We start from the raw sequence: 19792 nt of genomic DNA, 5'->3' as shown, positions 1-19792 counted from the left end.
TTAACGTCCCCTCAGCAGTTTCAGGGTGCTGCGACCGAACATGCGGCTGGCGGCCGGAGGTGGCGCCGAAGGTCGATCGGACTGGCCGAAACGGTGTTCAAGCCAGCGTTGGAAAAAGCCCCACAGCGTGGTCAAGGTCAGGAAGTAAATCGCGACGACCAGGTACAACTCGAATACGCGAAACGTCGCCGAGGTCACCATCTGCGTGCTGAGCAACAATTCCTGCACGCCGATCACACTGACCAGGGTGGTGTTTTTGAGCATCACATTGAACTCATTGCCCAGCGGCGGCACGATCACCCGAAACGCCTGGGGCAGCACGATGCGCCGCATCAGCTTGCCGAACCCCATGCCCAGGGAACGCCCGGCTTCGTACTGGCCCTTGTCCACCGCGCCGATGCCGGCGCGGATGATCTCGGCCATGTACGCGCCTTCATTCAGGCCCAGGGCGATGATCGCCGCCTGGATATTGCCGGGGATGATCAGCCCGAACAGCTCGATGTCCTCGAAGCGGAAGATCCCGCCCGCTGCCAGTGCGGTGTACAAAAACACGATCTGCACCAGCAATGGCGTGCCGCGCATCAGCCACACGTAAAGGCGTACCGGCAGGTGCAGCAGCGGGTTCTTCGACAGGCGCAACAGCGCCGCCGCCAGGCCCAGCGCACAGCCGAGCAGCATCGCCAGCACGCTGATCAGGCACGTCAGCCACAGCCCGGTGAGGTAGACCCCACTGGGCTGCAGCAGGTATTGCCAGAACACATCCCAATTGAAATTCATCGTGGTAGAACCTCAGTCCAGTGTGTCGCTGCTGACATGCCATTTGTTGAGCAATTGCACATAGCTGCCGTCGCTGCGCATGTCGCTGATGATCTGCTGCACGGCGGCGGTCAGTTGCGGGTCGTCCTTGCGCATGCCCAGGCCGGTGAGGATGCGGCTGAACGCAGGCACCCCTTCCTGAAACAGCTCCGGGGCCATCGCCGCGTAGTAACCGGCGGTTTCCACGGTGGTGCCATAGGCGTCAACCTGGCTGATGCGCAGCGCCTGGAACGCATCGGTGTCAGTGTTGTAGACCACCAGTTTCATCGGTGGCTTGCCGGCCTTGGCGAGGCTCTCGTTCTGGGTGTCGAGCAGGGTCTTGATGGTAGAGCCGTTGAGCACCGCCACCTTGCGCGTCGACAGGTCATCCAGGGTCTTGATGCCTTTGGGGTTGCCCTTGGGCACCACCACCGCCTGGCTGGAATACATGTAGTTGACGATGTCGATCACCTGGCGCCGCTCGGGTTTGTCGAACAGTTGGTCGACGATCATGTCGCACTGCTGGGCAAGCAGCGCCGGCACCAGGCCGGAAAACGGAATGACCCGCCATTGCACGGTTTTATTGCCCAGGCGCTTGGCGATTTCCAGGCCCAGGTCGACGGTGAGCCCACGCGGTTTCTGAGATTCGTCGAAGGACACCAGGGGCGGTGAATCCATCCCCGAGCAATAGGTGAGTTTGTCGACGCTCTTCAGGCGCTCAGGCACCTGGACTGCGGCGCTGGCCCATTGTGTACAGAGACCCAGGGTGACAGCCACCAGCAAGGCGCGGTGTTGTTTATGCATGACCAGACACTCCACTTCGTTAAATAACGGGGCAGGAATCAACGTCTAAACATGGGCGGGTTGGAACCCGCCTCTTTTATTTTTCCAATTGCAGAAATTGAATCAGCAGCGGCACGGTGCTTTCGATGTGTTCGCGTACCACAGCTTCGGCACCGGCGGCGTCACCGGCGCGAATCGCGTCGAGGATTACCGCGTGTTCCTGGCGTGCGCTGAGGGGTTTTTCGCTGTGCTGCAGCCACAAGCGCATGGGCGCTTCCACCAGCGAATACAACGCCGAAATCTGCTTGAGCAAGCGTGGCCGGCCGCTGAGCCCGCACAGGTATTCGTGAAAGGCACGGTGGCAACGGACCCACGCGGCGCTCTCGTCGCGGTAGTCATCCATCTCGTCCAGCAGCCGCTCCAGAGCCGCCATCTGGCGCTCACCGATACGGCTGACCGCGACGCGCACCGCCAGGCCTTCCAGTGCGCTGCGCATCTCGAACACCTCGTGCAGCTCCGCGATATCCAGGCCGCTGACGATGGCACCGCGATTGGGCCGCAGCGTCACCAGGCCTTGGGCGTCCAGGCGGCGGAATGCCTCACGCACCGGCATGCGGCTCATGCCGATCTCGCTGGCGATATCCTCGGCGATCAGGCGATCGCCCTTGCGGAAACGACCACCGCAGATGGCGTCGAGGAGGAAGTTGTAGGCCTCCTCCTCGGCAGTGAGGGGCTGGCGGTCAACGTGAGCGGGAGCAAATTGCATTGGCGGCCTCTTTGTATTTTTGTATCCAATTATCCACGAATACAAAAAAAGCATAACGCGTGCCAACACCTGCCGCAGAACATTAGTCATTGATTTAAATGAAGTCTTCCGTTCGGGTGGGGGAAATTGCGCAAAGCGGGTAAAGCGATTTGCTACCAAATGACGCAGCAACTTCCCATTTCTGCGCAAAAAAGTAGCGGATGTCCGGTGAAGGGCTTGGTTACGCCCGATGATCTAGACAGGGTATTTTTTGGCAGGCCTTTCTTTGCCATCAGCGCACCAAACGCCGCCCACTCAATGGATCCAGTAAAAACCCATTGATCGATAATCGCCCATAATAACCTCAAAATAACTGCCATATATATTGACTCATAGCAGCTCTGGAAATTTAATGGATCCATTAAACAAAAATAATTAACCAGCCAGAGAGTTGCCATGTACCCCAAAAACACTTGGTACGTCGCCTGCACACCCGATGAAATCGCCCAAAAACCCCTGGGTCGGCAGATCTGCGGTGAAAAAATGGTGTTTTATCGTGGCTCGCAAGGCAGCGTCGTAGCCGTCGAAGACTTCTGCCCCCATCGCGGCGCACCGCTTTCACTGGGTTATGTCGAAAATGGCAACCTGGTGTGTGGCTATCACGGCCTGGTCATGGGGGCCGACGGTAAGACCGTCGAAATGCCCGGGCAGCGGGTGCGTGGTTTTCCGTGCAACAAGACCTTTGCCGCGGTTGAACGCTATGGTTTTATCTGGGTATGGCCCGGCGATCAGGCCCTTGCCGACCCGGCGCTGATACATCACCTGGAGTGGGCAGTGAGTGACCAGTGGGCGTACGGCGGCGGGCTGTTTGACATCCAGTGCGATTACCGCCTGATGATCGACAACCTGATGGACCTGACCCACGAAACCTACGTCCACGCTTCCAGCATCGGCCAAAAGGAAATCGATGAAGCGCCTCCCGTCACCACGGTTGAAGGCGACGAAGTCGTCACCGCCCGGCACATGGAAAACATCATGGCTCCGCCGTTCTGGCGCATGGCCCTGCGCGGCAACAACCTCGCCGACGATGTGCCGGTGGACCGCTGGCAGATCTGTCGCTTCACCCCGCCCAGCCATGTGCTGATCGAAGTCGGCGTGGCCCACGCCGGCAAGGGCGGCTACCAAGCAGCGCCCGAACACAAGGCGGCAAGCATCGTGGTCGACTTCATCACCCCGCAAACCGAGACGTCGATCTGGTATTTCTGGGGCATGGCGCGCAACTTCAACCCTCACGATGAGGCGCTGACCGCCAGCATTCGCGAAGGCCAAGGGAAGATTTTCAGCGAAGACCTGGAGATGCTCGAACGTCAGCAGCAGAACCTGCTGGCCCACCCGCAACGCAACCTGCTCAAGTTGAATATCGATGCCGGCGGCGTGCAGTCGCGCAAAATCCTGGAGCGACTGATCGCCAAGGAACGCACCCTCGAACCACAACTGATCACGACCACCACCGCCTGAACGGCGCGACAACACTGCGAGGAGCGAACATGATCGATGTGGTGGTGGTATCCCGTAATAACGAAGCCCAGGACATTTGCAGCTATGAACTGGCCAGGGTCGATGGCCAGCCGCTGCCCGCCTTCAGTGCCGGCGCGCACATTGACGTGCATCTGCCGGACGGGCTGGTGCGCCAGTATTCGCTGTGCAATCACCCCGAGGAGCGTCATCGCTATCTGATCGGCGTACTCAACGACCCGGCTTCTCGCGGCGGCTCGCGCAGCTTGCACGAGCAGGTACACGAGGGCGCCCACCTGACGATCAGCGAACCACGCAATCTATTCCCCCTGGCCCATGAAGCGCGACGCAGCCTGCTGTTCGCCGGCGGCATCGGCATCACCCCGATCCTGTGCATGGCCGAGCGCCTGGCCCATGCAGGTGCGGACTTCGACCTGCATTATTGTGCTCGCGCCAGTGAGCGTGCTGCGTTTGTACAGCGGCTCAAGGCGTCACCGTTTGCCGAGCGCGTGTTCCTGCATTTCGATGAGCAGCCCCACACGGCCCTCAAGACTGCCGAGGTGTTGGCTGCGCCCGCAGACGATGTGCACTTGTATGTCTGCGGCCCCGGCGGCTTCATGCAACACGTGCTCGACAGCGCACGGGCACAGGGCTGGCAAGAGGACTGCCTGCATCGCGAGTACTTCTCGGCGGCGCCAGTGGACAACAGCCTCGACGGGAGCTTTTCGGTGAAGCTCGGTAGCAGCGGCCAGGTCTTCACGATCCCCGCCGACAAAACCGTGGTCCAGGTCCTGGAAAGCCAAGGCATCGAGATTGCCGTGTCCTGCGAACAAGGGATCTGTGGCACCTGCCTGACCCGTGTGCTGGACGGCATCCCCGAGCACCGCGACCTGTTCCTCACCGAGCAGGAACAGGCGCTGAATGACCAGTTCACGCCCTGCTGCTCACGCTCGAAAACGCCACTGCTGGTGCTGGACATCTGAACCGTGTCACGACGCGGGCAAAATCACCTTCATGCGCGCGTCGGCGGTGGTTGAACTGAAGATCTCGGCATAACGCAATGTCGCATTGGCGTGTTCGCGCATGATGGCTTCGGCGCGCGCGCCCTGGCGATTGACCAGGGCATCGAACACCGAGTGATGCTGCATGTGGGCATAGTTGAAGCGTCGGTATTCACGAGCCATGTCCTCACGATCCACCGCCAGCGCGGTCACCGATGCGAAGGGCAGGTGATCATTGCGTGCCAGCGCATCCGTGATCGCGGGGTTGTGGCTGCCCTCCACAATGACCTGGTGAAAGCGCATGTTCAGGTCGTGGTAAACCTCGAGGTCATCTTCGGTCACGTAGCCTTTCTCGAACAGTTGGTCGCCTTCCACCAGGCAGCGCTCCAGCGCCGCACGCGCCGCGTCGGAAAGACCCTGCTCGGCGGCTTGCCGTGCAGCCAGGCCTTCCAGCACACCGCGCACTTCGACGGCGCCGGCAATGTCGCTGGCGCTGACCGACCGCACCTGATAGCCGCGCCCGCCAAACGGCACCAGCAGCCCTTCCTGCTCCAGGGTACGAAATGCCATGCGCACCGGCATGCGCGACACACCAAAGCGTTGCGCCGTAGGGGTTTCCATCAGGCGCTCCCCCGCCACCAACTCCCCGTTGGCAATCATCTTGCGCAGTGCAACCAGCACCAATTGACCGGGCTTACTCATCCAGGCAACTTCCAGAAAACGTGGCCTGCCATAGTACCGCAAGCATCCGATCCCGTCAGACGAACGCCAGCGCGGCGCGCGCCCCCTCTATGGCACCCAGGTGTTGCGCCAGCCGCGACGGCAGGTAATCGAAAAAGAACCCGGCGCTTTGCAGCTTGGCGGCACGCAATGGATCGTCTTCGGGCAATGCCCTGGAGACCCGCGCAGCCCGCGCCCAGGCAAAGGCCAGCAACGCCACGCCACAGAGCTGGAGGAAATCCGGCGCGGCCCGATAGGGGTATTCACTGTCTTCCTGCGCGCGTTCATGCACGGCGCTCACCACACTGGCCAGCGCGTCGCACAGGCTGCCCAATGCGCGGGAGAACCCTGCGCACTCGACATATTGCACGCCCTGCCCGGCCTCGGCACGCAACTCGGCCAGCAGCAGGCCAAAGGCTCGACCTTCATCCCCCAGCACTTTGCGCAGCAACAGGTCATTGGCCTGGATCTCGTTACTGCCCTCGTAGATCATCGCGATGCGGCTGTCCCGCAGGGTTTGCTCGATGGCGAACTCGGTGACATAGCCGTAACCGCCGAATACCTGCAGCGCATTGCTCGCCTGACGAAAGCCCTGCTCGGTGAAAAACGCCTTGATGATGGGCGTCAGTAAAGGCGCCAACCGGGCGGCCGACGAATCCTGGCCATGCTCGGCTTGATCCAGCAGGTGCGCCGCCCAATAGCCGATGGCGCGCATGCCCTCGCTGGTGGTGCGCAGCTCCAGCAACACGCGGCGCATGGCCGGGTGATAACGGATCGGGTCAGCGGCCTGGGCCGCCACGTCTTCGGGCCTTGACGGTGCACGCATCTGCACACGCTCGGCAGCGTACTGCCGGGCATTTTGCCAAGCCGCCTCGACATGCCCCAGACCTTGCAGGCCGACATGCAGGCGCGCCGAATTCATCATCACGAACATCGCCGCCAGGCCCTGATTGGCATCACCGATCAGCCAGCCTTGGGCGGCGTTGAATACCAGGGAGCAGGTGGCGCTGCCCTTGATGCCCATCTTGTGTTCGATACCGTCGCAATGCACACCATTGGCCCGGCCATCGTCCAGCTGCTTGGGTACCAGGAACAGTGAAATGCCGCGACTGCCCGGCGGCGCATCGGGCAGGCGCGCCAGCACCAGGTGCAGAATATTGGCCGTGAGGTCATGCTCACCGCCGGAGATAAACAGCTTGCTGCCGCTCAAGCGATAGCTGCCATCCGCCTGGGGTTCAGCGCGACAGCGCAGCAAACCGACATCGCTGCCAGCCTGGGACTCAGTCAGGCACATGGTGGGCAACGCCTGGCCACTGACAATCTCCGGCAAGTAGCGTGCCTGCAGCCAAGGGTCGGCGTGAGTCTTGAGACACAGGTAGGCGCCGTGGGCGATCCCGGTGTACATGGCCCAGGCATGGTTGCTGGCGTAGAGCATCTCTTGCAGCGCCGCATCGAGCAGTTGCGGCAGGCCCTGCCCGCCCTGCTCTTCGGCGCACGCCAGCGCCGGCCAACCACCCTCGACGTAAGCACGATAGGCCTCGACGAAGCCGTCCGGGGTGCTGACCTGGCCCGCCTGCCAGCGGCAGCCCTGGCGATCACCGTGGCTGTTCAACGGCGCCAGCACGCCCTGGCTGAAGCGTGCCGCCTCCTCCAATACTTGTAATGCCAGCGGCAGGTCGAGGGCCTCGAACGCCGGGTTGCGCCGCCAGCTGTCGGGCGCCTGCAACCAGTGTTCAAGGACAAAGTGCATATCGCGCAGGGGCGCCACATAGCTCCACATCGGGACACCTCATCAACTAAAAAGAATCACGTACTCAAGCGCGAAAAGCAGGGTTCTCGATCAGCAGCGCCATGCCCTGCCCGCCGCCCACACACGCCGCGGCAATCCCGTAGCGCAGGTTGTGCTGACGCAGTTGTCGGGCCAGGGACATGACCAGGCGCAGGCCAGTGGCAGCCAGTGGATGCCCCAGTGCCAGCGAACCGCCCTGGACGTTGAGGCGGGCGCTGTCCAGCTCAAGTTCATGGGCCACCGCCAGCACTTGGGCGGCCTGGGCTTCGTTGATCTCGAAGCGGCCGATGTCATCCAGATTCAACCCGCTGCGTTGCAGCAGCAGACGAATCGCCGGTGCCGGGCCGATGCCCATGAACTCGGGGGCCACGCCGACCACCGCGCTGGCCAGCAACCGCGCCAGGGCCGGCCGCGTGCAGGCCGAGGCGCGGCCCACCAACGCCGCCGCCGCGCCATCCACCACGGCACAACTGTTGCCGGCGGTTTGCACGCCGCCGGGATGCACGGCGTGCAAGCGTTTCAAGCTCGCAAGGTCGGTGGGCCGAGGGTGGCTGTCCTCGCTGACGGCAGCGGTCCGACGCGCCAGGCTGATGCCTCTGGGCTGGTATCCCTCAAGCTCGAATAGCTGGTTATCGACCGCCACCACCTCGTCAACCCAAGCGCCGTCACGCTGCGCCTGCAACGCTCGCTGGTGGCTGGCGCAGGCGTAGCGGTCCACCGCCTCGCGGCCCAGGCCATAACGGCGCGCCAGGTTGTCGGCCGTGGCGATCATGTCCAGGCCCGGAGCCGGGTCGTACAGGGCCTCCCACAGAAAATCCTTGAACTGGACCTCGCCGCCAAGACGAAACCCGCCCCTGTGGGTGTAAGCCGCGATGGGGTTGCGCGACATGGATTCACTGGCCACACACAAGGCCAGTTGCACGCTGTCCCGCAGTTGCCCGGCAGCCTGGCGCAACAGTTCGAAACCGGTGGCGCAGATGCGCTGCACCCCCAGTGCCGGGACCGCTTGCGCCACCCCGCTGTACAAGCCGATATGCCGTGGCAGCAAGTAGGCATCGAAACTGGCCTGGGCCATGGAGCCGGCCAGGACGCTGTCCACTGCCTGCGGTTCAATACCCGCCCGGGCCATGACCTCACGGCCGACCTTGATCCCCAGGTCGATGGGTGAGACCTGAGACAGTGCTCCACCCAGGTCAATCCAGGGGGTGCGCACGGCCTCGAAAATCGCCACATCGGCAAATGCCGAATACTGCCCGTTCAAGGTTTCGGCTCGGCGCGCAGGATCGTCGACTCTTCGCCGCGATACAACGCCTCGACCTTGGCTGCGCGCCATTGCAGCACGGCGCGCTGGTTGATCGAACCTTTGTCGGTGATTTCCCCACGGTCGATGGACGCCGGCTCGTCGAGCAGGGCAATCCATTCCAGGCGACTGGCATTGCCAGTGGCCTCGCGATTGAGGCGCTGCAACCAGTCGCCGAACCACTGGCGCACCGGCGCGCTGGCCAGCACGTCGGCGTCGCTGGCGGCGGCGTCCAGGCCTGCCAGCCGACGGCATTCGTAGAGCCTGGGGAACACCAGTGCTCCGAGGCACTCGCGATCGGGCGCGGCAATCACCAGGTCCTGCACATAGGGCGAGCCGTCGAGCACTGCGCGATTGCGCAACGGACCCACGCTGACAAACACCCCGGAAGAGAGCTTGAAATCCTCGGCAATTCGCCCATCGAACATCAGGCCCAGTTGCGGCTGCCGAGGGTCGGCGAGCTTGATCGCGTCCCCTGAACAGTAGAACCCCTGTTCGTCGAACACTTCGGCGGTTTGCTGGGGCGCCCGCCAGTATCCCGGCATGATATGCGGCCCGCGAAAGCGCCCTTCGAACTTGCCGTCCACCGGCACCAGGCGCACCTCGCAGCCCGGCGCGGGCAAACCGATATAGCCGGCCATGGATAACGGCCCGGTGGTGAAGGTGCAGGACGGCGCGGCTTCGGTCATGCCCAGCCCGGCCATCATGCGGATGCGCTCACCGCAGTGCTGTTCGGCTACGCGATCGAGGCGATCCCAGATACTTTGGGACAGGCCGGCGGCGGCGAAGAAGAACAGTTTCATCCGCGCAAAAAAACGCTCGCGCAACTCGGCGTCCTGTTCCAGGGCGTTGACCAGCTCTTCCCAGCCCTTGGGGACCGTCAGGTAAGCCGTGGGCGAAATTTCCTTGAGGTTGCGCAAGGTCTGGGCAAAACCCTGGACCGTGGGCTTGCCGTCGTCCAGATAAAAGGTGCCACCGTTGTAGAGCACAATGCCGACGTTGTGGCTGCCGCCAAAGGTGTGATTCCACGGCAGCCAGTCCACCAGCACCGGAGGTTCCTCACCGAACACCGGAAACGTCTGCAGCAGCATCTGCTGGTTGGCGCAGAGCATGCGCTGGGTGGTGATCACGGCCTTGGGCAATTTGGTCGAGCCCGAGGTGAAGAGAAACTTGGCAATGCTGTCGGGACCGGTGGCATTGAAGGCCTGCTCGGCCTCAGCGCCCCCCGGCGTGTGCAACAGGCTGGCGAAGCTTGTCTGGCTACGCCCGGGCACTTGGCCACGCACGCAGATCAACGGGGTTTCGGCCGGCAATACGGCCTCGATCGCACGCTGGTAGGCCGCCGCATCGCTGACGAACACCAGCCCGGGTTGCAGCAGGTCACAGACATGCCGCAGCTTGGCGAAATCCTGGGACAACAACGCGTACGCCGGCGAGACCGGGCAGTACGGAATACCGGCGTACATGGCGCCGAGGGCAACCTGCAAATGCTCGATGTCGTTGCCGGACAGCAAGGCCAGCGGCTTGTCCGCCGACAGCCCGTAGCTGAGCAGGCCCTGGGCAATTGCGCGCACGCTGTCGAGCATCTCGCGGTAGCTGACACGGCGCCAATCCCCACCGGCCTGGCGTGCCGCGATAAACGTCTGCTCGGGCCGTACCCGAGCCCAATGCACCAGGCGATCGAGCAGGCGCGCCGGCAACTCAGCCAGGGGCTCCAGGGAGCGCATGTGCAACACGCCGTGTTCTTCAGTGACCGCCACCGGTGCGTGGCCGATGGAGACCTCGCGGTATCGCGGTGCGGGCTGGGGTTGCGGTCGGAATTCGGAACTCACAAGGATGTCCTCCAGCAAGGCGGATCACAGCCGCCTTGTTATTGTTATGTCGCAGCAACTGCTCAGATCGGGTAATGCCGTGGCCCGTTCTGCAAGGTCACCCAGCGCAATTGCGTGAAGTGCTCAATGGACGCCTTGCCACCAAAGCTGCCGTACCCACTGGACTTGACCCCACCAAACGGCATCTGCGCTTCGTCATGCACGGTCGGGCCGTTGATATGGCAAATACCCGACTCGACCCGCTGCGCCAGTGCCAGCGCGCGCCCGGTGTCGCGACTGAAGATCGCCGCCGACAGGCCGAACTCGGAATCGTTGGCCAGGCGCAACAAGGCTTCATCACCGTCTCCGCGCAGCAGGACGGCCACCGGGCCAAAGGACTCTTCGCGGTACAAGCGCATGTGTTCGGTGACGCCATCGATCAGGGTCGGCTGCAAGATGCTGCCCTCGAGCTGGCCGCCTATCACCAGACGCGCGCCCTTGGCCAGGGCATCGTCGATCAGGGCCTTGATGCGTGTGCCGGCGCTGGCGTCCACCAGGGAACCGAGTACCGAATCCGCCGCAGCGGGGTCACCCGCACGCAGGGTCGCGACCTTGGCCGCCAGCTTGGCGGTGAACGCATCGGCGACCCTGGCATCGACAATCAGGCGTTCGGTGGACATGCAAATCTGGCCCTGGTTGAAATAGGCGCCAAAGGCCGCCGCCGCCACAGCCGCGTCAAGATCGGCATCGTCGAGCACCAGCAACGGCGCCTTGCCACCCAGTTCCAGCAACGCCGGCTTGAGGTGACGCGCCGAGAGCTCGCCGACAATCCGCCCGACATGGGTCGAGCCGGTGAAGTTGACCCGCCGCACGGCCGGGTTGGCGATCAACCGCTCGACAATCGCGGCGGCATCCGCCGGGGCATTGCTGATGACGTTGACCACGCCATCGCCCAGGCCGGCGTCCTGCAATACCTGGCCGATCAGGCGGTGCACTGCCGGGCTCAGCTCCGAGGCCTTGAGCACCACGGTGTTTCCGCAGGCAAGCGGCATGGCGATGGCGCGCGTGGCGAGGATCACCGGAGCGTTCCACGGCGCGATGCCCAGCACCACACCGCACGGTTGACGCAAGGCCATGGCGAAACTGCCGGGAACATCGGAGGGGATCACTTCCCCCGTAATCTGGGTGGTCATCGACGCCGCTTCGCGCAGCATATTGGCCGCCAGACGCACGTTGAAGCCATACCAGTTCGCCATGGCGCCGGTCTCGCCGGCGGCGGCGATGAATTCGCTGCTGCGCGCCTGCAATTGCTCGGCAGCGTTGAGCAAGCGGGTGCGGCGTTCGTTGGGCGCCAGCGCCGCCCACGCGGGGAACGCGGCGTGGGCGGCGGCGACCGCGGCGTCGGCATCTTCCAGGGTCGCCGCAGCCACCCGCGAGACCACTTCACCGGTCACTGGGTTGCGACGTTCGAAGGTTCGACCGTCACGGGCGGGGCACGACTGGCCGCCGATCAACAGGGGCACGTCCAGCATGGTGATTCCTCTTTATTGTCTTTATCGGGAATACGTTCAAGCAGGGTACAACGGCGCGGCCAGGCGGCCGCGCCCTTCAGCGTTTATAGGCCTGCAAGCCAGGCTTGATGCTCTTGTCGTCGAGGAACTGTTTCATGCCCTGCTCGCGACCGCCTTCGGTGTCGAGCAGGCGCGACTGATCGAGCTTGGCGTAGAGGTAATCCTCGTTCTGCTCCCAGGTCAGTTCACGGCAGCGCTTGAAGCCATGCTTGGCGGCACGCAGCACCACCGGGTTTTTCTCCAGCAGGTTGCGCGCCAGTTCGATGGTCACTTCGCGCAGTTGAGCCAGGGGCACGCTTTCGTTGACCAGGCCCATTTGCGCGGCTTTCTGCCCGCCAAAGGTCTTGCCGGTCATGATGTAGTACAGCGATTGACGATGGCCCACGGTGTCGGCCATGGCCTTGCTCACCAGGTTGCCCGGCGGGATGCCCCAGTTGATTTCCGAGAGGCCGAAGGTCGCTTCGTCGGCGCAGATCGCCAGGTCGCACGCCACCAGCGGGCTGAAGCCACCGCCGAAGCACCAGCCATTGACCATGGCGATGGTCGGTTTGGCGTACATGCGCAGCAGTTTCCATTGCCATTGCGAGGCTTCGCGGCGGATTTTTTCCTGGAGGATTTCCGGGCCGGCATCCACTTCGCGGAAGTATTCCTTGAGGTCCATGCCCGCCGTCCAGGCTTCGCCCGCACCGGTGAGGACCAGCACGCCGGCGGCAGGATCCTGCTCGAGGGTTTCCAGGACGTCGATCATTTCCCGGTTCAGGGTCGGACTCATGGCGTTGCGTTTTTCCGGACGATTGAGAATGACCCAGGCGATGCCTTCTTCGATCTCAACCTTGACTGTGGTCCAACGGCCTTCGTAATTGCTCATGGCGGTACGCTCTTGTTCTGGGTGTGAAGATGATTCGAAATTAAACCGCAAATATAGTTATGTCAATTAACTATTAATCTGAATAACCAATATTTTTCCTGCTTAAAACCCGCGCGGTGCAGGCGCTTTCAAAACCCGGCATAGCCATAGCGCGCCAACACCGGCAAACTAGATACTCTTATTAACCTGCACCTTCTGAGGATTGCACTGCCAATGGCCAAGCCTTCCACCATCGCCACCGCCAGCCAGGCCCTGCCCGACAACGACGAGGTACGGCCGCCGCTGGATTCAGCCCTGGACGATCTGATCGGTTACGCCATGCGCCGCGCCCAGCTCAAGCTGTTCCAGAACCTGATCGGCCGGTTATCGGACCACGACCTGCGCCCGGCGCAGTTTTCGGCCCTGGCAATCATCGAGCAGAACCCCGGGCTGATGCAGGCCGACCTGGCTCGCGCCCTGGCCATCGAGCCGCCCCAGGTGGTGCCATTGCTGAACAAGCTGGAAAGCCGCGCTCTGGCCGTGCGGGTACGCTGCAAACCGGACAAGCGCTCCTACGGGATCTTCCTCAGCAAGAGCGGCGAAACCCTGCTCAAGGAACTCAAGGCGATCGCCGCCCAGAGTGACCTCGACGCCACGGCCGCCCTCGACGGCCAGGAACGTGAAGAGCTGCTGCGCTTGCTGAAGAAGGTCTACCAGGACTGATCGGCCTACCAGAGCGCCACGGTGTAGAGCACCAGGAAACGGGTCTGGTTTTCATCGCGAAAGGCCGCGCCGCTCGGGAAGTCATTGCGGTAGATCGACTTGCGCGCCATGAACCCGACGTTCTTCAGCGGACCGCTCTGAATCACATACCCCAGTTCCATCTGGAACTCGCGCTCCTTGCGATCCTCGGCGCTCAACGCGGCCAGTTCGATGTGGTCGCCACGCACGTAGCGCAGCCGAGTCTTGAGCCCCGGCACACCCGATTCCGCGAAGTCATAGTCGTAGATGGCCTGCCAGGTGCGCTCCTTGGCGTTGAGAAAGTCCGAGCTCATGGTCAGTTCGCTCATGCCCATCAACTCCGTTCCCGAGATATAGGGCGTGGCCGTCTCCCCGCTTGAGTGCATGTAGCCAAGGCTGACGCGATGGCCGCCCAGGCGATAGCCGAACAACGCCGAGAGGTTGCGGTTATCCACCTTGCCTGCCTTGGCACTGCCATCCTCACGGCTGAAAAAACTGCGCAGGTCGCTGGTGAGCACGCCGTCGCCCACCGGCAGGTTGTGCAGCAGCGCCAGAGTGTCCTGCTGGTAGAGGTCGGCGATCTGCGCGTGATAGGCGCGCAGGCTGAGGTCTTTGTTGACCTGGTAATCGCCGCCGACGTAAGCCAGGTGCGAGGTGGTGGCGGTGGCGTTGAAGCGCCGGTTGGGTGAGGCGATGGTCATGGCCTGGTAGTCGGTGGAGTCGCGCTTGTTGATGCGGTCGATATAGCCCGTGTTGAGGGTCAGGCCATCGATGTCCTTGGAGCTCAACGTGGTGCCGCGAAACGTTTGCGGCAGCAGCCGCGACGGACTGGCAAAGGCAAACGGCAGGAAGATCGACACATCGCCGGCCTTGACCGTGGTTTGGGCGAACCGCAGTTTGGCGGTTGGGGCCAGGCGCGAGTAGTCGTCGGCGGCGCGCTTGTCGCTGGCCGACACCGGCAACAACTCGGTACCGCTGCGGTCCGGCGAAGAGTCGAGCTTGACCCCCATCAACCCGCGTACATCCAGGCCAAAGCCGACCGGGCCAGGGGTGTAACCCGATTCCAGGTTGAGGATGAACGCCTGGGCCCATTCCCGTGCGGCGGTCTTCGCACCGTCATCCTTGTAGTCGCGGTCCAGGTAGTAATTGCGCAAGGTCAGGGTGCCGTGGCTGTCGTCGATAAAGCCTGCAGCCCACAGCGAACCGGGCAGCACGCTCAAGGCCAACAATGCCATCAGCCGGCGTGGAGTGTTGTTCGACACACAGGAGACGGACGCCGCTGCAACGGCGTCCTCCATAGGGAGTTCTGGCATGTTCGATGTCCATTTTTGTTGTTGTTATTGGGTTGGCGCACGCGCGGCCCTGTGAGCCTCGCAAACCAAGAATGGAAACAGCCGACGGTACTCGTCAACCGTAACTGACCGATAATCGAACATTAATAAAGCTATCTATTTTTTATCCATGAACAAACAAATATCTCAATCAATTGAATTTAATGACTTTATTCCGTTTTTTTACTGATTTTATTCCACGATTCATTTTTTAGTTATATTTGTTATCTTAATCCTTAGCAGCCACTCAAGCTCGCCACCACAACAAAAACAACAATGAGGTTTGCCATGGACAGTCCATCGCGTCGTTCGACGCTGACTATTGCGTTGTGCTTTATCGTTGCGCTGATCGAAGGGTTCGATCTGCAAGCCGCCGGCACCGCCGCCGCTGGGTTACGTCAAACCTTCGCCCTGGATCCGAAGATGCTCGGCTGGGTGTTCAGCGTCGGCATCATCGGCCTGCTGCCGGGGGCGTTCTTCGGGGGCTGGGTTGCCGACCGGATCGGGCGCAAGAAAATCCTGGTCAGCGCCGTGCTGCTGTTCGGGTTGTTTTCACTGAGCACCGCATTTGTCGAGAGCTACTCAAGCTTGTTGCTGGTGCGCTTTCTCACCGGCCTGGGGCTGGGCGCCGCGTTGCCCAACCTGATCGCGCTGTGCGCCGAAGCGGTGAGCGAACGCAACCGTGGCACGGCCATCAGCGTGATGTACTGCGGGGTGCCGCTGGGGGGAGCATTGGCCGCGGTGGTGGCGATGTTTTCCAGTGAGCACTGGCAGACCACGTTTATTATCGGCGGCCTGGCGCCCTTGCTGGCCGTGCCGCTGATGATCCTGCTGCTGCCTGAATCCAGCGCCTTTCGCCAACAGCTCGACAACACCCACGGCGCCCGCCCCTCCACCGGCCAGGCGCTGTTCGGCGAAGGTCGCGCACGTACCACGCTGGCCTTGTGGCTCAGCTACTTCTTCACCCTGACCGTGATGTACATGCTGCTTAACTGGCTGCCGTCGCTGTTGCTGGAACAGGGTTTCAGCAAACCCCAGGCGGGCATGGTGCAGATGCTCTTCAATATCGGCGGCGCCCTGGGGTCGCTGCTCGGCGGCGTGCTGCTGGACCGCTGTAATGCCCTCAAAGTGGTGCTGTCTGTGTACGCCGGGCTGCTGGCGGCCCTGGCCGGGGTCGGGCTGTCAGTGGGCATCGTGCCCATGGCCATTGCCGGCTTTGCCGCCGGTTTGTTCGTGATGGCTGCGCAGTTGGTGCTGTACGCCTCGGCACCGCCCTCGTATCCCACCTCGGTGCGTGCCACCGGCGTCGGGGCCGCCGTGGCAGTGGGCCGCCTGGGTTCGGTGGCCGGGCCGCTGGCGGCCGGGCAACTCCTCGCTGCCGGCGCCGGCACCGCGGGGGTACTGCTGGCGACGTCCCCCGGGGTGGTGATTGCCGCACTGACCATCATCAGCGTGATGGTGCGTACCGCGCCTACTAGAACTTATGCAGCCAGTTGAGCACCAGTTTGTTGCCCTCGGTGCGGTTCTGCGCCTGCTGTTCAAAGTAGGCGTTTACCGATAGCACCTCCTCCTTGCTGAACGCATAGACCAGGCCTGGGCCAATGGCCCAGACCTTTTCCCGGCGCCCACTCACGGCGTGCCCATCGACCTGGGTGTCGGTGATCTGCTTCAACCAATAGCCGTTCACCCCCAGACTCAGTTGCTGGCTCAAGGCATATTGCAGCGTCAGGTTGGCATGCAATGCCTGGCCGGCCTGGGTATCGGAAACATCCCCGAAGCCAGCCTGCGGATCATCATTCTTGCCATTCCACAGGTACATGAAACGCCCGCTCGCCGACCATGTCGGGCTGAACCAGTACGTCGCCGCGTAATACGGGTTGAATGACCAGAAGTTGCTGCCGGGGTTGATCGAGCGATGGCGGTCATAGGCCCCCACCGGGATCGAAACATCAGCCTCGACACGCTGGGTCAACAGCGGGCTGCCATCGGCGCGGTTCAGGCTTGGCAGTTGCAGGAAGGCACCGACCGTCAGGTCACCGAAGCCAGCACGGGAACTCAGCGCCGCATTGTTCAACCCATCGTCGACATTCACCCGGGCCAGGGAAGTGTTGATCAGGGTGAAGCCGGGCATCGCGCCATTGGCCAGGGGTTGGCCGACGTAGATGATCTGCGTGGTGGGCGCCACCACTTCCAGGTCCTGCTTGGGCAGCGCCAGCTTGTTGCCGTGGGCATCATTGAAACGGCTGGCCCGCGAGTAGGTCAGGTACTCCTCCAGGTACCAACCGGGGCCGGCCGGCGCTGGCGAGCCGTCGTAGAAACTGGTGGTGCCGAGGTTGAGTCCGGGCAGGTCGTAAGCATGTGCAGTCGATGTCAGTGCGACAAATGTCGTGGCCGCAACCGTCCGCAAGATAGGCTTGAGCATCTTGTATGTCCTGTATTTTTGTTGTTGTTCAAGACTCCCGGCACGAGGGGCCGCACCGGGATTTATTGCTGTGGCAGGGCCTACACGTAGGTGGCGGCCAAACCGCCATCCACCGGTAGATTGACCCCGTTGACCCAGCGCGCAGCGTCCGAGCAGAGGAAGGCAATCACCGCCGCCACCTCATCGGCCAGGGCTGGACGGGTCATGCGCTGGCTGTCCTCGGCCACCCGCTGCGGCCCGAGCATGCTGACGAAATCGCCGAGAATCGGGGTAAACACCGGCCCCGGCGCCACGCAGTTGATACGCACCGAGTGATCGCGAAACCAGCCCTGGGATTGTTGGAAGCTCCACACGATCAGCGCCTCCTTGAAGTATTGATAACAGCTGCCCTGCTCCACCGGATTGGCCGCCAGCCACTGCTGCCCGGCCTCGAAGCTGGGTATCGCGGCCAGCGTCTTGTGCAGCTCCAGCCGTTGCGGCCATTGCGCGCCAAGCACCGAGGCGACATTGACGATGCTGCCGCCCGCCGGCATGCGTGGCAGCAGAGATTGAGTCAGGTGCCGCAGCCCCAGGTAATTGACCGTGGCCACCGCGTGCACGGGCGCCGTACCGGGCACACCAGCGATGTTGCACAGCCCGTGGACCCGCGCGGGCAGGCGCGCCACCAGCGCATCAATGCTGACAGGGTCACCCAGGTCAGCCTGGAAGAAACCATCCAGGGTCAGTTGCGGTTCATGGCGATCCACGCCGATCACCGTGGCCCCCTGGAAACGCGCGAGCCGCGCCAGTTCGGCGCCAATGCCTGAAGCGACGCCGGTGACAATCAGGGTTTTGTTGTACAGGTTCATGTTCAAGCCCTCTTATTTTTGTATAGGCACAGGTGTAACAAAGCGATGAGCCAGCGCCCAGAACGGCTATGGCTCAGAATGGATAGACAGGCGGCGTATTTTTCAGCGTGACCCACTGCCACTGGCTGTACTCGTCCCAGTCGGCCGGCCCGCCGACGCTGCCGCCGTTGCCGGAAGCACCGCGCCCGCCGAACGGGTTGATGCATTCGTCAGCCACGGTCTGGTCGTTGATGTGCAGCAGGCCGCAGTCCAGCCGCTCACCGATGGCCATGGCGCGCCCAACCGACGGCGAGATGATGGCGGCCGAGAGGCCGTACTCCGTGCGGTTGGCCAGTTCGATCGCTTCCTCGTCGGTGGTAAAACTGACAACCGTGGCCACCGGGCCGAACAGCTCTTCCTCAAAGGCGCGCATGCCCGGACGTACGCCACTGAGCACGGTGGGCTGGTAGAACAACCGGTCATAGTCGCCGCCCGCCTCCAGCCGTGCGCCGGCCTGCAGGCTGTCACTGACGATCTCGTGCACGCGCTGCAGTTGCCGTTGGTTGATCAACGGGCCGAGCGCCGCTTCACCCCGGGCGGCATTGCCCACCGTGAGTGCCCGGGCCTTGTCCACCAGCTTGCGGGTGAGGCTTTCGGCGATGGATTGATGCACGAGAATCAGCCCGGTCGCCATGCAGATTTGCCCCTGATGCAGCCAGGCGCCCCAGGCTGCATTGCTCGCGGCCAGGTCGAGGTCGGCGTCTTCAAGAATGATCAGCGGGTTTTTCCCGCCCAGCTCCAGCGCAACCTTTTTCAGGTGTCGCCCGGCCACTTCAGCGACTTTGCGCCCCGCCGCCGTCGAACCGGTGAACGCAATCATCCGCACATTCGGATCGCGGCACAGCGCTTCCCCCGCCGGCGCCGCGCCGGGCATCACCTGCAGCAGGCCCTTGGGCAAGCCCGCCTCTTCAAACAGCCGGGCAATGAGAAAACCCCCACTGACCGGGGTCTGCGGGTCAGGCTTGAGCACCACTGCATTGCCTGCCGCCAGCGCCGGGGCCACTGAGCGAAGTGACAGCACCAGCGGAAAGTTGAACGGTGAAATCACCCCGACCACGCCGTGGGGCTGGCGCCGTGCATAGGACAGTCGGCCGGCTGCACTGGGCAGCACCACCCCGTGAGGTTGGGACAACAGCCCCGCCGCCTGATGCAGCAGCACAATCGCTTCACGCACTTCGTGCTCGCCCTTGAACAACGCGCCCCCGGTTTCCCGGGCGACGTACAGCGCCAGCTCGGCGAAGGACCGCTGGGCCAGGTCCGCCGCCTTGCGAAACACCTCGGCGCGCTCCCGTGGGCCCAACGCAGCCCAGGCCGGCTGCGCCAGGGCCGCACTGCGGCAGGCGATGGCGATGTCGGCTGCGTTGGCCATGGCGCAGCGCATCAGGGGTTCGCCTGTGGCGGGTTCAATCACGTCAATCACAGATCCCGACACGGGAATCCAGTCGCCGTTGAACAGGCATTCGGACGCGATGGCCCGCTGTAGAAAGGGGGTGGTTTCAGACACTGGCATTGGCAACTCCGGTTCTTGTAATTG

17 protein-coding genes are annotated in these 19792 nt (G+C 62.9%); 4 read left to right on the top strand and 13 right to left on the bottom strand.

Annotated features, from left to right (window positions below):
* The 3 genes from HBO41_RS17625 to HBO41_RS17615 form a co-directional block, all read right to left on the bottom strand.
* Entirely contained in the window at positions 1-777 is a 777-nt protein-coding gene (locus HBO41_RS17625) for an amino acid ABC transporter permease (protein ID WP_056857994.1), read from the bottom strand.
* A gap of 12 nt (positions 778-789) precedes the next feature.
* Entirely contained in the window at positions 790-1599 is an 810-nt protein-coding gene (locus HBO41_RS17620) for an ABC transporter substrate-binding protein (RefSeq protein WP_169987146.1), read from the bottom strand.
* Positions 1600-1675: 76 nt separating this feature from the next.
* The gene (locus HBO41_RS17615; RefSeq protein WP_169987144.1) at positions 1676-2344 is read right to left on the bottom strand and encodes a GntR family transcriptional regulator; all 669 of its coding nucleotides are present in this window, start codon (positions 2342-2344) and stop codon (positions 1676-1678) included.
* 435 nt (positions 2345-2779) lie between these two features.
* On the opposite strand from HBO41_RS17615, the gene HBO41_RS17610 reads away from it, so the two are divergent.
* Together HBO41_RS17610 and HBO41_RS17605 are read left to right on the top strand one after the other, a co-directional pair.
* Complete coding sequence (locus HBO41_RS17610; protein ID WP_169987142.1) at positions 2780-3841, top strand: aromatic ring-hydroxylating dioxygenase subunit alpha; 1062 nt, start codon at positions 2780-2782, stop codon at positions 3839-3841.
* 29 nt (positions 3842-3870) lie between these two features.
* Positions 3871-4821: a PDR/VanB family oxidoreductase gene (locus HBO41_RS17605; protein ID WP_058420702.1), complete on the top strand. Its 951-nt coding sequence runs from the start codon at positions 3871-3873 to the stop codon at positions 4819-4821.
* A 6-nt stretch (positions 4822-4827) separates the two neighbouring features.
* Here the strand turns inward: HBO41_RS17605 and HBO41_RS17600 are convergent, their stop codons facing one another.
* The 6 genes from HBO41_RS17600 to HBO41_RS17575 all read right to left on the bottom strand — a co-directional run bounded on the left by HBO41_RS17600 (position 4828) and on the right by HBO41_RS17575 (position 12898).
* A complete protein-coding gene (locus HBO41_RS17600; protein ID WP_017134659.1) occupies positions 4828-5541 on the bottom strand; it encodes a GntR family transcriptional regulator in 714 nt (237 codons plus the stop codon).
* A gap of 55 nt (positions 5542-5596) precedes the next feature.
* Positions 5597-7339, bottom strand: coding sequence for an acyl-CoA dehydrogenase (locus HBO41_RS17595; RefSeq protein WP_169987140.1), 1743 nt, complete (start codon positions 7337-7339; stop codon positions 5597-5599).
* 34 nt (positions 7340-7373) lie between these two features.
* Entirely contained in the window at positions 7374-8609 is a 1236-nt protein-coding gene (locus HBO41_RS17590) for a thiolase family protein (protein ID WP_169987138.1), read from the bottom strand.
* Positions 8606-10480, bottom strand: coding sequence for a feruloyl-CoA synthase (locus tag HBO41_RS17585; RefSeq protein WP_169987136.1), 1875 nt, complete (start codon positions 10478-10480; stop codon positions 8606-8608). Before HBO41_RS17585 ends, HBO41_RS17590 begins: the two co-directional genes overlap by 4 nt.
* Before the next feature lie 62 nt (positions 10481-10542).
* Positions 10543-11991 (bottom strand): aldehyde dehydrogenase, encoded by a 1449-nt coding sequence (locus HBO41_RS17580; RefSeq protein ID WP_099547708.1) that lies wholly within the window; start codon positions 11989-11991, stop codon positions 10543-10545.
* Positions 11992-12067: 76 nt separating this feature from the next.
* Positions 12068-12898 (bottom strand): p-hydroxycinnamoyl CoA hydratase/lyase, encoded by an 831-nt coding sequence (locus HBO41_RS17575; protein ID WP_017139056.1) that lies wholly within the window; start codon positions 12896-12898, stop codon positions 12068-12070.
* A 213-nt stretch (positions 12899-13111) separates the two neighbouring features.
* Between HBO41_RS17575 and HBO41_RS17570 the strand changes: the two genes are divergently transcribed.
* Entirely contained in the window at positions 13112-13600 is a 489-nt protein-coding gene (locus HBO41_RS17570) for a MarR family winged helix-turn-helix transcriptional regulator (protein WP_017139055.1), read from the top strand.
* Between the two features lie 5 nt (positions 13601-13605).
* Here HBO41_RS17570 and HBO41_RS17565 read toward each other — a convergent pair whose 3' ends face one another.
* The gene (locus tag HBO41_RS17565; RefSeq protein ID WP_169987134.1) at positions 13606-14931 is read right to left on the bottom strand and encodes an OprD family porin; all 1326 of its coding nucleotides are present in this window, start codon (positions 14929-14931) and stop codon (positions 13606-13608) included.
* A gap of 306 nt (positions 14932-15237) precedes the next feature.
* Here HBO41_RS17565 and mhpT point away from each other — a divergent pair, with 306 nt between their 5' ends.
* On the top strand, positions 15238-16446 hold the full coding sequence (gene mhpT / locus HBO41_RS17560; RefSeq protein ID WP_169987132.1) for a 3-(3-hydroxy-phenyl)propionate transporter MhpT: 1209 nt from the start codon (positions 15238-15240) through the stop codon (positions 16444-16446).
* Here mhpT and HBO41_RS17555 read toward each other — a convergent pair.
* The 3 genes from HBO41_RS17555 to HBO41_RS17545 form a co-directional block, all read right to left on the bottom strand.
* Positions 16424-17371, bottom strand: coding sequence for a transporter (locus HBO41_RS17555; protein ID WP_169987130.1), 948 nt, complete (start codon positions 17369-17371; stop codon positions 16424-16426). The two genes, mhpT and HBO41_RS17555, sit on opposite strands and share 23 nt — an antisense overlap.
* An 80-nt stretch (positions 17372-17451) precedes the next feature.
* Entirely contained in the window at positions 17452-18219 is a 768-nt protein-coding gene (locus HBO41_RS17550; protein WP_169987128.1) for a coniferyl-alcohol dehydrogenase, read from the bottom strand.
* A gap of 73 nt (positions 18220-18292) precedes the next feature.
* Positions 18293-19768, bottom strand: a complete 1476-nt coding sequence (locus HBO41_RS17545) for a benzaldehyde dehydrogenase (protein WP_169987126.1) — start codon at positions 19766-19768, stop codon at positions 18293-18295.
* Between the last annotated feature and the right edge of the window lie 24 nt (positions 19769-19792).

Origin of the sequence: Pseudomonas sp. WS 5146, from assembly GCF_012985495.1 — a bacterium.
Taxonomy (GTDB): domain Bacteria; phylum Pseudomonadota; class Gammaproteobacteria; order Pseudomonadales; family Pseudomonadaceae; genus Aquipseudomonas; species Aquipseudomonas edaphica.
This window is presented reverse-complemented; position numbering and strand designations above follow the sequence as displayed.

What these genes read in the sequence shown, in the direction of transcription:
- HBO41_RS17625 (WP_056857994.1), bottom strand. Translation starts at nt 777, where the DNA reads ATGAATTTCAATTGGGATGTGTTCTGGCAATACCTGCTGCAGCCCAGT.
- HBO41_RS17620 (WP_169987146.1), bottom strand. Translation starts at nt 1,599, where the DNA reads ATGCATAAACAACACCGCGCCTTGCTGGTGGCTGTCACCCTGGGTCTC.
- HBO41_RS17615 (WP_169987144.1), bottom strand. Translation starts at nt 2,344, where the DNA reads ATGCAATTTGCTCCCGCTCACGTTGACCGCCAGCCCCTCACTGCCGAG.
- HBO41_RS17610 (WP_169987142.1), top strand. Translation starts at nt 2,780, where the DNA reads ATGTACCCCAAAAACACTTGGTACGTCGCCTGCACACCCGATGAAATC.
- HBO41_RS17605 (WP_058420702.1), top strand. Translation starts at nt 3,871, where the DNA reads ATGATCGATGTGGTGGTGGTATCCCGTAATAACGAAGCCCAGGACATT.
- HBO41_RS17600 (WP_017134659.1), bottom strand. Translation starts at nt 5,541, where the DNA reads ATGAGTAAGCCCGGTCAATTGGTGCTGGTTGCACTGCGCAAGATGATT.
- HBO41_RS17595 (WP_169987140.1), bottom strand. Translation starts at nt 7,339, where the DNA reads ATGTGGAGCTATGTGGCGCCCCTGCGCGATATGCACTTTGTCCTTGAA.
- HBO41_RS17580 (WP_099547708.1), bottom strand. Translation starts at nt 11,991, where the DNA reads ATGCTGGACGTGCCCCTGTTGATCGGCGGCCAGTCGTGCCCCGCCCGT.
- HBO41_RS17575 (WP_017139056.1), bottom strand. Translation starts at nt 12,898, where the DNA reads ATGAGCAATTACGAAGGCCGTTGGACCACAGTCAAGGTTGAGATCGAA.
- HBO41_RS17570 (WP_017139055.1), top strand. Translation starts at nt 13,112, where the DNA reads ATGGCCAAGCCTTCCACCATCGCCACCGCCAGCCAGGCCCTGCCCGAC.
- HBO41_RS17565 (WP_169987134.1), bottom strand. Translation starts at nt 14,931, where the DNA reads ATGCCAGAACTCCCTATGGAGGACGCCGTTGCAGCGGCGTCCGTCTCC.
- mhpT (WP_169987132.1), top strand. Translation starts at nt 15,238, where the DNA reads ATGGACAGTCCATCGCGTCGTTCGACGCTGACTATTGCGTTGTGCTTT.
- HBO41_RS17555 (WP_169987130.1), bottom strand. Translation starts at nt 17,371, where the DNA reads ATGCTCAAGCCTATCTTGCGGACGGTTGCGGCCACGACATTTGTCGCA.
- HBO41_RS17550 (WP_169987128.1), bottom strand. Translation starts at nt 18,219, where the DNA reads ATGAACCTGTACAACAAAACCCTGATTGTCACCGGCGTCGCTTCAGGC.
- HBO41_RS17545 (WP_169987126.1), bottom strand. Translation starts at nt 19,768, where the DNA reads ATGCCAGTGTCTGAAACCACCCCCTTTCTACAGCGGGCCATCGCGTCC.